This is a genomic window from Acinetobacter sp. ANC_7635 (genome assembly GCF_056779945.1).
The window spans coordinates 62,453-77,369 of record NZ_JBWYIS010000011.1; the positions used below are offsets into that span (position 1 = coordinate 62,453).

12 protein-coding genes are annotated in these 14,917 nt (G+C 40.1%); 6 read left to right on the forward strand and 6 right to left on the reverse strand.

What is annotated here, in order from left to right:
- Window positions 1-12 precede the first annotated feature (12 nt).
- Window positions 13-1,035, reverse strand: coding sequence for a flavin reductase family protein (locus AC1M89_RS11835; RefSeq protein WP_481614251.1), 1,023 nt, complete (start codon window positions 1,033-1,035; stop codon window positions 13-15).
- 176 nt (window positions 1,036-1,211) lie between these two features.
- Between AC1M89_RS11835 and AC1M89_RS11840 the strand changes: the two genes are divergently transcribed.
- Window positions 1,212-1,856 (forward strand): TetR family transcriptional regulator, encoded by a 645-nt coding sequence (locus AC1M89_RS11840; protein ID WP_180028924.1) that lies wholly within the window; start codon window positions 1,212-1,214, stop codon window positions 1,854-1,856.
- 27 nt (window positions 1,857-1,883) lie between these two features.
- Here AC1M89_RS11840 and AC1M89_RS11845 read toward each other — a convergent pair whose 3' ends face one another.
- A complete protein-coding gene (locus tag AC1M89_RS11845; protein WP_180000355.1) occupies window positions 1,884-2,501 on the reverse strand; it encodes a thiol:disulfide interchange protein DsbA/DsbL in 618 nt (205 codons plus the stop codon).
- Window positions 2,502-2,683: 182 nt separating this feature from the next.
- Between AC1M89_RS11845 and ubiG the strand changes: the two genes are divergently transcribed.
- From ubiG to AC1M89_RS11860, 3 genes are read left to right on the forward strand one after another with little or no spacing between them, the layout of a single operon-like run.
- The gene (gene ubiG, locus AC1M89_RS11850; RefSeq protein ID WP_481609149.1) at window positions 2,684-3,400 is read left to right on the forward strand and encodes a bifunctional 2-polyprenyl-6-hydroxyphenol methylase/3-demethylubiquinol 3-O-methyltransferase UbiG; all 717 of its coding nucleotides are present in this window, start codon (window positions 2,684-2,686) and stop codon (window positions 3,398-3,400) included.
- On the forward strand, window positions 3,397-4,083 hold the full coding sequence (locus AC1M89_RS11855) for an HAD family hydrolase (protein ID WP_035268813.1): 687 nt from the start codon (window positions 3,397-3,399) through the stop codon (window positions 4,081-4,083). The genes ubiG and AC1M89_RS11855 overlap by 4 nt, the downstream gene beginning before the upstream one ends.
- A gap of 24 nt (window positions 4,084-4,107) precedes the next feature.
- Window positions 4,108-4,854 (forward strand): YciK family oxidoreductase, encoded by a 747-nt coding sequence (locus AC1M89_RS11860; RefSeq protein ID WP_481614252.1) that lies wholly within the window; start codon window positions 4,108-4,110, stop codon window positions 4,852-4,854.
- 248 nt (window positions 4,855-5,102) lie between these two features.
- Here AC1M89_RS11860 and dnaJ read toward each other — a convergent pair whose 3' ends face one another.
- From dnaJ to AC1M89_RS11880, 4 genes are all read right to left on the reverse strand, one after another.
- Window positions 5,103-6,218 carry a molecular chaperone DnaJ gene (gene dnaJ / locus AC1M89_RS11865; RefSeq protein WP_035268804.1) on the reverse strand — a complete coding sequence of 372 codons (1,116 nt, stop codon included), beginning with the start codon at window positions 6,216-6,218 and terminating at the stop codon, window positions 5,103-5,105.
- A gap of 94 nt (window positions 6,219-6,312) precedes the next feature.
- Window positions 6,313-6,690: a hypothetical protein gene (locus AC1M89_RS11870; RefSeq protein WP_035268802.1), complete on the reverse strand. Its 378-nt coding sequence runs from the start codon at window positions 6,688-6,690 to the stop codon at window positions 6,313-6,315.
- 135 nt (window positions 6,691-6,825) lie between these two features.
- Window positions 6,826-9,960 (reverse strand): efflux RND transporter permease subunit, encoded by a 3,135-nt coding sequence (locus tag AC1M89_RS11875; RefSeq protein ID WP_481614253.1) that lies wholly within the window; start codon window positions 9,958-9,960, stop codon window positions 6,826-6,828.
- The gene (locus AC1M89_RS11880) at window positions 9,957-11,072 is read right to left on the reverse strand and encodes an efflux RND transporter periplasmic adaptor subunit (protein WP_481596478.1); all 1,116 of its coding nucleotides are present in this window, start codon (window positions 11,070-11,072) and stop codon (window positions 9,957-9,959) included. The genes AC1M89_RS11875 and AC1M89_RS11880 overlap by 4 nt, the downstream gene beginning before the upstream one ends.
- Before the next feature lie 142 nt (window positions 11,073-11,214).
- Between AC1M89_RS11880 and AC1M89_RS11885 the strand changes: the two genes are divergently transcribed.
- Entirely contained in the window at window positions 11,215-11,832 is a 618-nt protein-coding gene (locus tag AC1M89_RS11885; RefSeq protein ID WP_035268797.1) for a TetR/AcrR family transcriptional regulator, read from the forward strand.
- A 116-nt stretch (window positions 11,833-11,948) separates the two neighbouring features.
- Entirely contained in the window at window positions 11,949-14,639 is a 2,691-nt protein-coding gene (ppc, locus tag AC1M89_RS11890) for a phosphoenolpyruvate carboxylase (protein ID WP_481589405.1), read from the forward strand.
- The last annotated feature ends 278 nt before the right edge of the window (window positions 14,640-14,917 follow it).

The window sequence follows — 14,917 nt, forward strand, 5'->3', positions numbered from 1 at the left end:
GATACCGTTAAATTACAAATTAATCACAACAGGGCTTACTGCCTGACTAATACATAATTTAACTTGTCGATTTGGCTCATGTTCAATTTCACCTGTGAGCATATTTTTAGTAGCGCCACTCACTTTGTTACAGACACATGCATTACAAATACCCATTCGGCATCCATGAGCGGGTCTTAATCCAGCCTCTTCAGCACTCACCAATAAACTTTTTTGAGCTTCAAACGATTTCTGACTGCGGATAAACGTGACAGATTGTTTTTCAATTTCTTCATCTACACGGATTTGAAAAAACTCTTGTTTGAGCTGATTGCTGATCCCCTCTTCATGACAAATTTGATTTACAGCTTGCATCATCGAAGTTGCACCGCATGCATAAATCTGTGCTTGCCTAAAACTTGGCATTAACTGCTCTAACAACGCCAATGTCAGATATTGTTTATGTTGGCGTGTATTAAAATAGTGATAATTAAAATGATCATGTTTTGAAGCGAGGTGTTGTAGTTTCACGTGGAACGCGTCATCTCGACAGAAATAAATCAAATAGATAGGTACAGATAATGTGTTTAAAGCCTTCGTAAGCAATGCATAAATGGCGGTAATGCCACTCCCCGACGCCAATAACACAATTGGCTGTTGAGTCGGCTCAAGCGTAAATTCACCTTGCGCTTGAGAAATTTCCACAACAGAACCTATCGCCAATTGGCTTAAACAATTCGACACTACTCCTTGAGCTCGGACAGCAATCACCAGATTACCTGTCGCAGAAATTTCCACAATCGAATAACTACGTTGTAGACGCACGCCTGCAACTACGACTGTGACTAAAACACTTTGCCCTGCCTCAATCTGTTGAAAATCGAAATTGTGATTTGGACATAAATGAATCTCATAGAAATCGTGACTAAGTGCCTGACGACTCACGAGCGATGCTTTGACTTTTTTCCAAGCCAAAGTGGGATGTATTTTTTCAGCGATAAAATCGACGAAATCTTCTCGAATCCATTCAGGACGATATGACAGATAACTACTCATCTCAAACGTTCCTCTTTTGTATTTCAATTTAATTGAGTGAACAAGTGTTCTAATAGTGAACATGTGTACACTATATTGATTTTAAAATTGAGTCAACACATGTTCACTGACATTCGTCGTTTAATTTTTATATTTTTTTGATAGACTCATCTCGACTTCACTTCTCAGGTTTTAAGATGTCTATACGCGATGAACGTAAACAACAAAGTCGTCAGGCTTTACTGGATGCCGCTTTGCGCTTAAGCACATCTGGCCGTTCATTTAGCAGTATTAGTCTGCGTGAAGTTGCACGTGAGGTTGGTTTGGTGCCAACAGCCTTTTATCGACATTTTCAAGATATGGATGAATTAGGCCAAGAGTTAGTGGATCAAGTCGCGTTATATTTGAAAACCGTACTTCATCAGCTCGGTCAAGGTTTAGCCCACCCTGATGCTAAAGCCGAAACTAGCATGGAACTTTTTTTTGAAGCCATCGATTTAAATACCCAACCTTGGATTTTTATGATCGCAGAGCGCTGGGGTGGCTCTGAAGTGGTAAGACGTGCGATTGCTCGTGAAATTGAGTTTCTAAATTCTGATTTGGCCAATGACCTACAAAAATTCGAAATCGTACAAAATTTTCATCATGCTGATGACCTAAAAATGTTGTCGAATATTTTAATTAATTTATGTTTCACATGGGCAATGTCTTGGATTAGCTTAGGTCGTCAATATTCAGGTATGGAGCTTGAATTACAAAAATTAGTACTCAAAAAACAGTCCATTACCCAAATACGATTAATCTTTAAAGGGATTTTGAATTGGAATACTACTGAGGCATAAAAAAACCCGCTCAATGCGGGTTTTTTATTATTTAGCTTTGCGCTCTTTATCCAATAGATAATCAACCACTTGTAACACGCGGCCATTATCACCTTGTACGACATACTTCCCATTTACTACAACAGCTGGCACACCCGTCAATTGATATTGTTGCGCTAATTTATTTGCTTGAGAGACTTTGGCAGTAATTGCGAAAGAATTATATAAACTATTGAATTTCGCTTCTGGGATACCATACTTCGTAAAGAATTGCGCTTGTGATTTTTGGTCAAAAATCTGCTGACCTTTGTCATGGATCGCGTGGAATAAAGGCAAATGTGTACGTTTACGAACACCAAGTGCTTCAGAAACGTAGTAGCCACGTGCATTCTGTTCCCATACTTTGTTCATTGCAGCAGGTGTACGGACAAAATTCACATCTTTTGGAATTTTACGTAACCAAGATTGCATATGAGGTTCTAAAGTAAAGCAATGACCACAGCCATACCAAAAGAACTCACGTACTTCCAATTTACCAGCGACATCAACCTTTCCTGGGTTTTGCACGACCGTATAATCTTTGCCTTCAACAAAGTTCGCCATTGCACCTGTTGAAAGTGCCATCAGCACCGCAGCGGCAACGCCACTAAAAACCACCTTTTTCATTAAGTTTTTATCCTCTAAATCATTCTGATTAGCATATGGTTTCACTATAAAACAAATATGAGAAAATCGTTTTGATTCTGTGAACTTTTTTACAAGATTTATCGCTTTTTTTGGAATTAGCGATACACTAAGATCTGATATAAATTCTACCCATTAAAACGAACTTTGCTAAGGTGGCTGTAATGACTCAACTGAATGTTGACCCACAAGAAATTGCTAAATTTGAAGCACTTGCTGCAGTATGGTGGGATCAACACTCTGAGTTTCGCCCTCTCCATCAAATCAATCCATTACGATTGAATTGGATTGATGAACATGCGGGTGGTCTTAGTGGCAAAAAAGTCCTAGATGTGGGCTGTGGCGGCGGTATTTTGGCCGAAAGTATGGCACGCCGTGGTGCCGATGTCCTCGGTATCGATATGGGCGCAGCACCATTAAATGTCGCACGTCTGCATGCAGAACAAGAAAACGTAACCAATATCGAATATCTTCAAATTCCAGTTGAGCAATTGGCTGAAGAACAAGCTGGTCAATACGATGTCGTAACTTGTATGGAAATGTTGGAACATGTACCAGATCCAGCGTCAATCATTCAAGCATGCCAAAAACTGGTGAAACCAAACGGTCATGTATTCTTCTCCACAATTAACCGTAATCCAAAATCATATTTATTTGCGATTATCGGTGCAGAGTATGTGTTACGTCTTTTGAAAAAAGGAACTCATGACTATCATAAATTTATTAAACCTTCTGAATTAGCGCATGATATTCGTAACGCAGGTTTAAAACTTAAAGATATGACAGGCTTACATTACAACCCATTAACTAAACATTATTGGTTAGCCCCAAATGTCGATGTGAACTATATGGTTTACACCCATAATGAGGTGAATGAATGAAGGCCGTACTTTTCGACCTAGATGGGACTTTAATTGACACTGCTGCGGATTTTATTCGTATTATTCAAGCAATGTGTCGTGAAGAAGGTCGAGAGATCGTAGATGCAGCCCTGATCCGAACTCAGGTCTCCGAGGGGGCTCGGGCGATGGTGAAATTGGTTTATCCTGAATTACAGGTTGATGATCCTATTTTCCTTGCACATCGTCAGCGCTTTCTAGATATCTATGGTGCTGATATTGCTGTGGATACAGACCTTTTTGCAGGAATGTATCCTTTAATTGAGGACTTGGAACAACGGGATATTCCATGGGGAATTGTGACAAACAAGCCTCGTTGGCTGAGTGAGGCACTACTTCAAGCCTTAAACTTAACTGAACGTTGTGCCGTTCTCGTATGCCCAGAAGATGTTAAGCACACTAAACCTGACCCAGAACCAATGTATCTCGCTGCTCAACAAATTAATGTTCCAGCTGAACAATGCATTTATGTTGGTGATCATCCACGTGATATTGATGCAGGTCGAAGCGCAAATATGTACACGATTTTGGCTGCTTACGGATATTTACCATTAGAACACAAAGATGACTTAGATTCTTGGCAGGCAGATTGTATAGTGAATGATGTACAAGAATTACATCAACACTTAATCGAATTGATCGAATCTCACCAAAAAACAGCTTAATTAGAACAATGAAGGAGGTCGCACATGAAATATTCAGAATATCAACCTCGCCCAAACTTATTGAAAGATAAAGTAATTTTAATTACGGGTGCAGGTGATGGCATTGGACGCGCAGCAGCGTTGAGCTATGCTTTACATGGTGCGACCGTCGTTCTTCATGGTAGAACGCTGAACAAGTTAGAAGTGATCTATGACGAAATTGAAAGTTTAGGTGCTCCTCAACCTGCAATTTTGCCACTGCAACTTTCTACTGCAACAGCATATGATTACGAACGTCTTGTGGAAACGCTTGACCAACAATTTGGTCGTTTAGATGGTATTTTGCACAATGCTGGGATTTTAGGTGAGCGCGTTGAATTGGCCCACTACCCTGCTGAAGTGTGGGATGATGTAATGGCTGTAAATTTAAGAGCACCTTTTGTTCTTACTCAACATTTACTTCCATTATTAGAAAAATCTCAAAATGCCTCTGTTGTTTTTGCAAGCTCAGGTGTCGGTCGTGAAGCACGTGCGAAATGGGGCGCATACTCAGTCTCAAAAATTGCCATTGAAGCGGTCAGTCAAATTTTTGCAAAAGAAAATGTCTATCCAAATATCCGTTATAACTGCATTAATCCTGGTGCAACACGAACAGCTATGCGTGCTAAAGCATATCCTGATGAAGATCCGAAAGTATTGGCAACGCCTGAACAAATCATGCCAGCTTATTTATATTTAATGGGCGAAGACAGTATAGGTATGAATGGTCAGAGTATTGATGCTCAGGATTAGTTTTTTCAAAATTACATGATGAGGATCGTCAGATCCTCTTTTTTTAAATTATAGTTCTAACAAAACCTATTAAAAAATTTACCTTTAGATTTTAAAAGCTTAAACAAATAAGTCTCAACAACTTTTGAATACACCCATAAACTAAGAAATTATCTAATGGTAGTATCACTTACTTTGCTTTAAGCGTCTTAAGTATTTATAACTTAATAAAAACCCGACAATAATGTCGGGCTTTTATTTCATTCTTATCAGTCAAATAAACGATCGAAGAATGATTTCTTTTTAGGTGAAGATTTACTGTCCGCACCATCTAAAGATTCTTGTAACTCTTTTAAAAGTTCACGTTGACGTGCAGTTAAGTTGACTGGTGTTTCAATCACGATACGGCAAAGTAAATCACCTTGCATACTTGTGCGTACTGGTTTTACACCCTTGCCACGTAGACGGAACATTTTACCTGTTTGTGTTCCCTCAGGTACTTTCAAGTTCACACGACCATCAAGGGTTGGAATCTCAATTTCTTTACCCAATGCAGCATCAGCGATACTAATCGGCACATCCATATACAAGTCCGCGCCATCACGTTGGAAGATTTCATGTTCACGAACATTAACTTCTACGTATAGATCACCTGATTGACCATCACGAATCGCTTCACCTTTTCCAGTTAAACGAACGCGATCGCCATTATCTACGCCTGCAGGAATGGTAACTTCAAGTGTCTGTTGACGATCTTTAACACCTGAACCATGACAAGTGCCACAAGGATTTTTAATAATCTTACCTTGTCCGCGACAAGTGCTACACGTTTGTTGAACTGAGAAGAAACCTTGTTGCATACGGACCTGGCCAGCCCCGTGACAAGTTTTACAGGTTTCAACATCATTCGGGTTTTTAGAACCTTTACCATCACACACTTCACATGGTGCTGGCGCAGTAAAAGTGATTGTTTTCTTTACGCCACGTACAGCTTCTTCTAAGCTGAGCTCAAGCACATAACGTAAGTCTGAACCACGTCTTTGACGCTGTTGGCGACCGCCGCCACCAAACGCGCCACCGAAAATGTCACCAAACTGACTAAAAATGTCTTCAGCGCTAAAACCGCCACCGAAACCACCGCCGCCGCCACCGAAGCCGCCTTCAAACGCATTATGTCCCATGCGGTCATACATGCTGCGTTTTTCACTATCAGATAAAACTTCATACGCTTCAGCAGCTTCTTTGAATTTTTCTTCTGCTTCAGCATTATCAGGGTTACGGTCTGGATGATATTTCATCGCCAACTTACGGTAGGCTTTTTTAATTTCATCATCACTAGCTGTTTTAGAAACCCCTAAAACCTCATAATAATCACGTTTAGCCATGTCTGGCGATGCTCCACAAAAAAATTTGATATGACTTCTCTGCGGAATATGTTGGGGTCATATTCCGAGATTACAAGTAAATTAAATCATTATTTTAAAAAGCGGCTTTTTTCTGGAGATATTTCACTAAGCCTTTAAGCCATGCATTTAGGAGAAATAGCCATGCAATTGTGGTAAAAATGACACCAATCACCGTACACCCCTTCACCCATAACACACTATCCCAATAGATAAAGCAGGCAGGAATAAACCAAAGAGCAGCAAATGCGGCCATCATCATGAATAGCACAACATTTCGTGCAATCCATAATGCTTGAGCATGGATCCAGACTTCAGCGTCTTGCGCTTGAGCCACTTTTTGCGCTAAAAAATAGGCGATTGCAGCACTGATACCAGTGAACAATGCAAGAAACATGAATACATAAGACATCGTAATTAATCGACGATGTCTTGTTAAATTGTCTCGCCCCATGGATGCTTTTTTATACCTCAACCGAGTGCACATTCAGTTTTTTTATGTACTCAGCCCACTGTGTTATTTTGTGTTAAAAACTAGGGACTACTATATTGAATTTTTCAATGCTTCGCACCTAGTATTCACATAAAACTACGCGGTTTTTGACTCTTTTTTTACTTTAAACCATGCCGCATAGAGTGCTGGCAAGAAGAACAGCGTTAATAATGTTGCGATAATGAGTCCACCCATAATTGCTACTGCCATTGGACCAAAGAAGATACTGCGTGAAAGCGGAATCATCGCCAACACAGCAGCCAATGCAGTCAAAATAATTGGACGGGCACGGCGTACTGTCGCTTCTAAAATCGCTTCCCATTGAGAATGACCCGCTTTGATATCTTGCTCGATCTGATCAATCAAGATAAGCGAATTACGCATAATCATTCCAGATAAAGCAATGGTACCTAGCATCGCCACAAACCCGAAAGGCTTATTGAATATTAACAGGAACAATACCACGCCAATTAAACCCAAAGGCGCGGTCAAGAAAACAATAAACGAACGTGAAATACTCTTGAGCTGAATCATGAGCAAGGTAAAGACCACAGCCAAAAATAACGGCATGCCAGCATTTACTGAAGTTTGCCCACGTGCAGATTCCTCCACAGTGCCTCCCACTTCTACCAGATAACCACTTGGAAGTTCGGCACGAATTTTCTCAATAGATTCAGTTAATTCACCAACCACAGTAGCTGGTTGGAGTTTAGTCCGAATATCTGCGCGCACAGTAATGGTCGGCAAACGGTTACGATGCCAAATCAGACCATCTTCAAACTTATATTGAATATTCGCAATCTGAGCCAATGGAACTGTTGTACCTTGACTCGTCGGTACAGCAAGACTTTGTAACGATGCCACATCAACACGTTCCGCTTGATCGCCACGTAAACGAATATCAATTAATTCCCGTTTCTCACGATACTGATTAATCGCAGCCCCTGTTATTGAGCTATTTAAGAAATTCGCCAAATCTAAGCTAGATACGCCTAACTGACGTGCACGATCTTGATCAATTTCAAGTGAAATAATTTTACTCGGCTCACCCCAATCTAAATGAACATTGGTGGTATTCGGATTTTCACTGATTGCTTGTGACACTAATTGTGCTCGTTGACGAACAGTATTTAAATCTTCACCAGAAACACGGTATTGAATTGGATAACCGACTGGTGGTCCATTTTCCAATAGCGATACACGCGTCCGTACCTCAGGCAATAACTTGCTAATTTCTTCACTCAGATTCTTGCGAATCTCATCTCGCTCATCTAATGAGGAAGCCAAAACCACAAATTGTGCAAAGCTCGCCTGAGGTAGTTGTTGATCAAGCGGCAAATAGAAACGTGGAGAACCTGTACCAACATAAGCGACGTAATTATCGATCCCTTTTTGAGTCGACAAGAATTTTTCTACTTTTTTAACCGCATTTTCTGTCGCTGTTAGTGAAGCGCCTTCCTCTAGTTTTAGATCCACTAAAATTTCAGCACGGTTTGATGGTGGGAAAAATTGTTGTGGAACAAATTTAAACATCAAAATTGACAAGACAAATATCGCAACCGTCGCAGCAATGACGGTTTTACGATAAGTAATACATAACTCAACCCAAGATCTAAATTTTTGATACATCTTAGTTTGATATGGATCGTGATGCTCACCATGGTGTTGAACGACGGGTTGTGGCTCTGGTTGTTGACGTAATCTTGCCCATAAGCGTTGATACCACGGAGCTTTCTGATTCATTTGATTAAAATCAGGCAGTAATTTGTCACCTAAATAGGGAACAAACAGTACCGCTGCAAACCATGACACCACTAAAGCAATGGTTACAACTTGGAAGATTGAGCGAGTATATTCACCTGTGCTCGACGCAGCAGTGGCAATCGGCAAGAATCCAGCTGCAGTGATCAGCGTCCCCGTTAACATTGGAAATGCGGTCGACTTCCAAGCAAAACCTGCGGCTTTTAATCTGCTATATCCTTGTTCCATTTTAATGGCCATCATTTCAACTGCAATGATGGCGTCATCAACCAAAAGTCCAAGTGCTAAAATTAACGCGCCTAAAGAAATCTTGTGCAGTCCAACATCAAAGAAATTCATGCCTGCGAACGTCATTGCCAAGACCAAGGGAATAGAGAAAGCGACCACTAATCCTGTACGGAAACCTAAAGAGAAGAAGCTGACCAATAAGACAATAATCACGGCCTCTGCGAGCACTTTGATAAATTCGTGAATACTGCGTTGCACCGCTACAGGCTGATCTGAAACTTTTTTAAGTTCCATCCCTAAAGGTAAAGTTTGTTGTAGATCATTGAAGGTCTTTTCTAGATTTTTCCCTAGCGCAATGATGTCACCACCCTTACGCATAGACACCGCAATACCAATACCATTTTTGCCCATAAAGCGCATACGTGGTTGAGCTGGCTCACTAAAGCCACGGTAAACTTCAGCCACATCGCCCAATTGAATGGTCTTATCACCAACCAGTAATGGCATGTTCTTGAGATCTTCGACTGATTTCAATTGTCCGCTGACACGCACTTGAATACGATCTGAGCCTGTTTCAAAGAAACCTGCGCTTGCCATGGTATTTTGTTTTTGTAGTGCTTCTTGAATTGCAGTAACTGGAATACCCAATTGAGCGGTTTTCGTATTTGAAATTTCTATCCAAATTTTTTGATCTTGCAAGCCAACTAAATCAACCTTACCAACATCTTGTACACGTTGTAGTTGCAGCTGTAAGCGATCGGCATATTCCTTCATCACAGCATAATCAAAATCATCACCCGTTAAGACATAAATATTCCCAAAGGTGTCACCAAATTCATCGTTAAAGAATGGACCTTGAACACCGCTAGGAAGTTGGTGTTTGATATCTCCAATTTTTTTTCTAACCTGATACCAAACATTCGGTAATTCATGAGAACGCAGCGAGTCTTTGGCAACAAAGGTCACCATTGATTCACCAGGACGAGAATAGGCTGCAATACGATCATAGAGCCCCGTACTCATTAATTCTTTTTCAATGCGATCAGTTACTTGTAATGAAACTTCTTCCGCTGTCGCACCTGGCCAATAGGTTTGAACGACCATTACTTTGAAACTAAATGGAGGGTCTTCACTTTGTGATAGTTTTGAGTAGGAATAAACACCCAATATTCCCATCAAAATCATGAAATAAAGGATCAGTCCCTTATTTTTTAACGCCCATTCTGACAAGTTAAAGTTCATATTTTCGCTCCAACTTGTCCTGCTTTCACATTCACTGCACGGTTTTGACGGTCAATCGGATTAATTTTTTGTTTATCTCGCAGTAAGTGTACACCGCCAACCACGACCCAATCAGAAGCTTTTAAACCTTGAGTCACAGGTACCGTATCACGACCATAAGCACCTATTTGAACATTCACCTTACGGATACTGTGATCTGGATTCACAACCCAAACATAAGGCTGATCTTCTGTTGCAGATACACTGGTCAAAGGAACATTAATCACATTTGAACTGGTATTTGAAAAAAATACTCGCGCACTTTGTCCAAGTTGAATTGTTGAACGCCCTTCAGTCAAAGCAACTTTGACACTAAATGTTCTAGATTGGTCGGCAGCAGGTGAAATTTCACGCACATATGCGGCGAAACGCTCCTCTGGTTTTGACCATAGCGTAACCCAAGCTTTTTGACCTGTTTTAATTTCTGATACTGCTTGTTCTGGCACACCAATCACCACTTCACGATCACCATCTATCGCCAGTTGATATGCTGCCTGCCCTGCTGCGATCACTTGACCAACTTCAATACTACGCTCAGTGATGACGCCATTTTTATTGGCAATGAGTTGGTTATATCCCGTCTGATTACTACTCACTGCATAATTTGATTGTGCTTGTTTTAAATTGGACATAGCCGATTTATATTGATTTTCTACGGCATCATATTGCGAACGACTCACCGCATTAATAGGTAATAACTGCTTAAAGCGTTTGTATTCTTCTTCGGCAATTTTGGCTGCAGATTGCGCGCTTTCTAACTGAGCTTTTGAAGCATTTAACTGCAGTTGAGCATCTTTCACATCTAATTTTGCTAAGACTTGCCCGACTTTGACTCGATCCCCTACATCAACATAGCGTTCAGTAATTTGTCCTCCAACACGGAAAGCCAATGCCGTTTGCTGTCTCGCCTGAACTTCTCCTGCATAACTTTTCAGTTCATCTTGGGAAGTATTCGGCTGGGCAACCATCACAAATGGAATTTGTTCCTCTGTGGGTTTATCCTTACTACACGCGGTGAGTATCACGCTACAAATGAGCATTAGACTGTATGTGGCAAATTTTTGAAGACTCATGTGCACTGCTCTTATGTCAATTTTTAGGCAAATCAAATTAGGGATATTAATTTGATTATTTTTTAATTAATATACCGCATGGTACAGTAATTAAAAATCATTTTTCAAGGTATGACCTAAACTGTTTTTTTTGGATTTTTTTGTGCAAATGAATATTGGACGTCCTAAGGATTTAGTTAAAAAGAAACAAATATTAGAGGCAGCTAAACGTTTGTTTCTAAAACAGGGCTTTCATGGTTCAAGCATGAATCAAATTGCCAAAGAAGCTGGCGTGACTAAACTGACGGTGTATAACCATTTTCAAGATAAAGAATCGTTATTTACCTATGCAATTGCAGAAACGTGCGAAGAATCAATCAATGCTCGGCGAATCCAATTACACCCTGAATCCAATTTTTTAGAAGACTTCTATCAGGTGTGTAGTTTAGCGCTGCAAATTGTCAATCTTCCTGAAGCCATTAAGCTTGAGCATTTATTATTAGAATTGGCAGCAGAGCAAAATCCTTTGGCTGAACCTTTTTATAATGCATCTCATAAGCGGTTATTTGTGGTTTGGACTGATTTTTTTGCTCAAGCGATTGAGCACGGATTTATCCAGAAAGATGATGCTGAAAAGCAAACACATTTGCTCCTTTCTTTACTCTTAGGGCATCGACATCATGAAGTATTGTTAGGTGTTCGTCAGGTTCCCAGTGAAGCAGAATGTGATGAAATTATTCATCAAGCCATCGAATTATTTATGCTGAAATACAAAAAATAGCTCTCTCCATTCTTAAATGGCGTATTTTTCACCTAATTTTCTTTAAATTATTTTGCAATCGCTTGGCATGTCATGAATAAGCGGTATAGTCAAAAGAACAAGAAAAGGAGAAAAAAATGATTCAACAAATTGATGCTCCATTACGTGAAGACGTACGCTTACTCGGTAATCTTTTAGGAGAGACTTTAAAAGAACAAGCTGGACAAGATTTGTTTAATCAAGTTGAACAAATTCGTGCACTCGCGAAAGGTGCACGTGATGGTGATAGTGAAGCTGAAAAACAATTAGAAAGTTTATTTTTAAGTTTAAAAGATGATGAGATTCTTCCACTGACACGCGCTTTTTCACATTTTCTGAACTTTGCCAATATTGCAGAACAATATCATGTGGTACGTAGCCGTCGCCAAAATGAGTTTGATAAAAACGGCGCTGCAGCGAATGTCCTTATTCCCCTTTTTGAAAAATTTCAACAACAGCTGATTTCAGCGGAAACCCTTTATCAACAAATTTGTGAGCTAAATATTGAGCTTGTACTCACCGCACATCCTACGGAAGTTAGTCGTCGCACCTTGATCCAAAAATATGATGGGATCAACGAGTGTTTATCTAAGTTTGATCAGCAAAAGCTGACCCCCAAACAGCGCGCTCAAGTTCTTTCTGAATTAAAACAATTGGTTTGTTCAGCATGGCAAACCGATGAAATTCGCCAACATCGTCCAACCCCAATTGATGAAGCAAAATGGGGTTTTACTACCATTGAGCAAACTTTATGGAACGCTATTCCTAAGTTTGTCCGTGAATTGAATCAATTGGTTCAAGAGCATTGTTCTCAAGCTTTACCTTTAGATATTGCACCTGTGCGGTTTGCATCTTGGATGGGTGGTGACCGAGATGGAAACCCAAATGTCACACACAAAGTGACTCAAGAAGTTTTATGGTTATCGCGATGGAAAGCCGCGGATCTCTACCTCCGAGATATTGAAGATTTACGTTGGGAGCTTTCTGTTCAGGCGTGCAGTGATGAACTAAAGACTGCCTTAGGTCAGCCTCATCCAGAGCCTTATCGTGAATATTTAAGAACAACACGTGAACGCTTAAAAATTACAAGAGAATGGCTCACTGCAAAATTACAAGGTCAACATTCTGATGTGGATCGTAGCCAGATTATTCATCACAAAGATGAGTTGTTGCAGCCATTATTGTTATGTTATCGCTCATTAGTCGATTCAAACCTTTCCGGTATTGCTCAAGGAAAGTTACTCGATTTTATTTATCGCGTGAATTGTTTCGGTATTGAGTTATTAAAACTAGATATTCGCCAAGAGTCAGGTCGTCATCGTCAAGCAATTTCAGCGATTACTGAGTATCTTGGACTTGGCAATTTTGAGACATGGACTGAACAAGCCCGTCAAAACTTCTTATTACAAGAACTGCAAAGCAAACGCCCTTTACTTCCTAAGCATCTTAATGAATCTGCTCAAAGTCTTATTGAGCATCCTGATGTTCAAGAAGTATTCGCTACCATGCGAACTTTGGCAGAACAACCTGCTGAAAGTCTAGGTGCTTATATTATTTCAATGGCGGAATATCCAAGTGACGTTTTGGCGGTTCTATTACTCCAAAAAGAAGCAGGTATTAAGCAACCTCTGCGTGTAGTTCCATTATTTGAAACGCTAAAAGATTTAGATGGCGCAGCTTCGACCATGAATACTTTATTCAGTATGCATTGGTACAAACAACATATTCAAAACAAGCACGAGGTCATGATTGGTTACTCTGACTCAGCAAAAGATGCAGGTTTCATGTCTGCAAATTGGGCTCAGTACCGTGCACAAGAAGAGTTAACAGCTATTGCCAAACAACATGGTATACAACTCACTTTGTTCCATGGTCGTGGTGGCTCAATTAGTCGTGGTGGTGCTCCAACCCAACAAGCACTATTTTCACAACCACCTGGCTCAATCTCAGGTGCAATCCGTGTGACTGAACAAGGCGAAATGATCCGATTCAAATTTGGATTAGAAGAAATCGCACTGCAAAATTTAGAGATTTATACCGCAGCTACCCTTGAAGCGACTTTACTGCCACCACCAGAACCCAAGGCAGCATGGCGCGAGTTGATGCACAAGATGACGGAACTCTCTGTGAATGTTTACCGTCAAACAGTCCGCGAAAACCCTCATTTTGTCCAATATTTAAGAACCGTGACGCCAGAGCTTGAATTACAGATGCTACCTTTGGGTTCAAGACCAGCGAAACGAAAAATCAGCGGTGGTATTGAATCCTTACGTGCAATTCCATGGGTATTTGCATGGACTCAAATTCGATTAATGCTTCCAGCATGGTTAGGTACTGGTGCAGCCATCAATCAAGTCATTTCAGAAGGTCACAAAGCTGAGCTAGATGAAATGTTAGAACAATGGCCTTATTTCCAAACTTTAATTGATATGTTGGAGATGGTGCTATCTAAATCAGATAGCAATGTCGCATTGTATTATGAATCTCATCTCACCCAAGATGAAAATCTTAAAGTATTGGGTGCGGAACTACGCCAACGCTTACATGACGCAGTACAAACTTTATTGGCAATGAAAGGTGAATCTAAATTACTCAGTTCTAATGAGGTTCTTGATCAAGCCATGAAGATTCGTAAACCCTATCTTCTTCCATTACACCTGTTACAAGCAGAACTCATGAAAAGACGTCGCGAATATTTAGCTGAACGAACTGTCGAACAAACTGAGGTTGACCATGCATTAATGGTAAGTATCGCAGGTATTGCTGCTGGATTACGTAATACGGGTTGATTTCACGACTGTCTATGCTCAAGTACCTTTATGGGCTTGAGCAATTTAGAGACTTTATTCTAATTTTCAGTAATGACAACAAAGCACCTATAAATTTTTTACTCAATATGGATATAGATTTTTTTGATATAGCTGAATTGCAATAGGCTGATTTTACTTTATTTTTAAAACATATTTTTTTTACCAATGGGTAAAAATTCAATAAAAGTCAGACTATTAGTTTTAATAATTTTTCAAGAAACAGATGATTTCTCGTAAAACAGGCGTATGATGTGCAC

Excerpts from the sequence above, each read along its gene's own strand:
- AC1M89_RS11835 (WP_481614251.1), bottom strand. The coding sequence starts at position 1,035 with ATGAGTAGTTATCTGTCATATCGTCCTGAATGGATTCGAGAAGATTTC.
- AC1M89_RS11860 (WP_481614252.1), top strand. The coding sequence starts at position 4,108 with ATGAAATATTCAGAATATCAACCTCGCCCAAACTTATTGAAAGATAAA.
- AC1M89_RS11840 (WP_180028924.1), top strand. The coding sequence starts at position 1,212 with ATGTCTATACGCGATGAACGTAAACAACAAAGTCGTCAGGCTTTACTG.
- AC1M89_RS11855 (WP_035268813.1), top strand. The coding sequence starts at position 3,397 with ATGAAGGCCGTACTTTTCGACCTAGATGGGACTTTAATTGACACTGCT.
- ubiG (WP_481609149.1), top strand. The coding sequence starts at position 2,684 with ATGACTCAACTGAATGTTGACCCACAAGAAATTGCTAAATTTGAAGCA.
- AC1M89_RS11870 (WP_035268802.1), bottom strand. The coding sequence starts at position 6,690 with ATGGGGCGAGACAATTTAACAAGACATCGTCGATTAATTACGATGTCT.
- AC1M89_RS11845 (WP_180000355.1), bottom strand. The coding sequence starts at position 2,501 with ATGAAAAAGGTGGTTTTTAGTGGCGTTGCCGCTGCGGTGCTGATGGCA.
- ppc (WP_481589405.1), top strand. The coding sequence starts at position 11,949 with ATGATTCAACAAATTGATGCTCCATTACGTGAAGACGTACGCTTACTC.
- AC1M89_RS11880 (WP_481596478.1), bottom strand. The coding sequence starts at position 11,072 with ATGAGTCTTCAAAAATTTGCCACATACAGTCTAATGCTCATTTGTAGC.
- AC1M89_RS11875 (WP_481614253.1), bottom strand. The coding sequence starts at position 9,960 with ATGAACTTTAACTTGTCAGAATGGGCGTTAAAAAATAAGGGACTGATC.
- dnaJ (WP_035268804.1), bottom strand. The coding sequence starts at position 6,218 with ATGGCTAAACGTGATTATTATGAGGTTTTAGGGGTTTCTAAAACAGCT.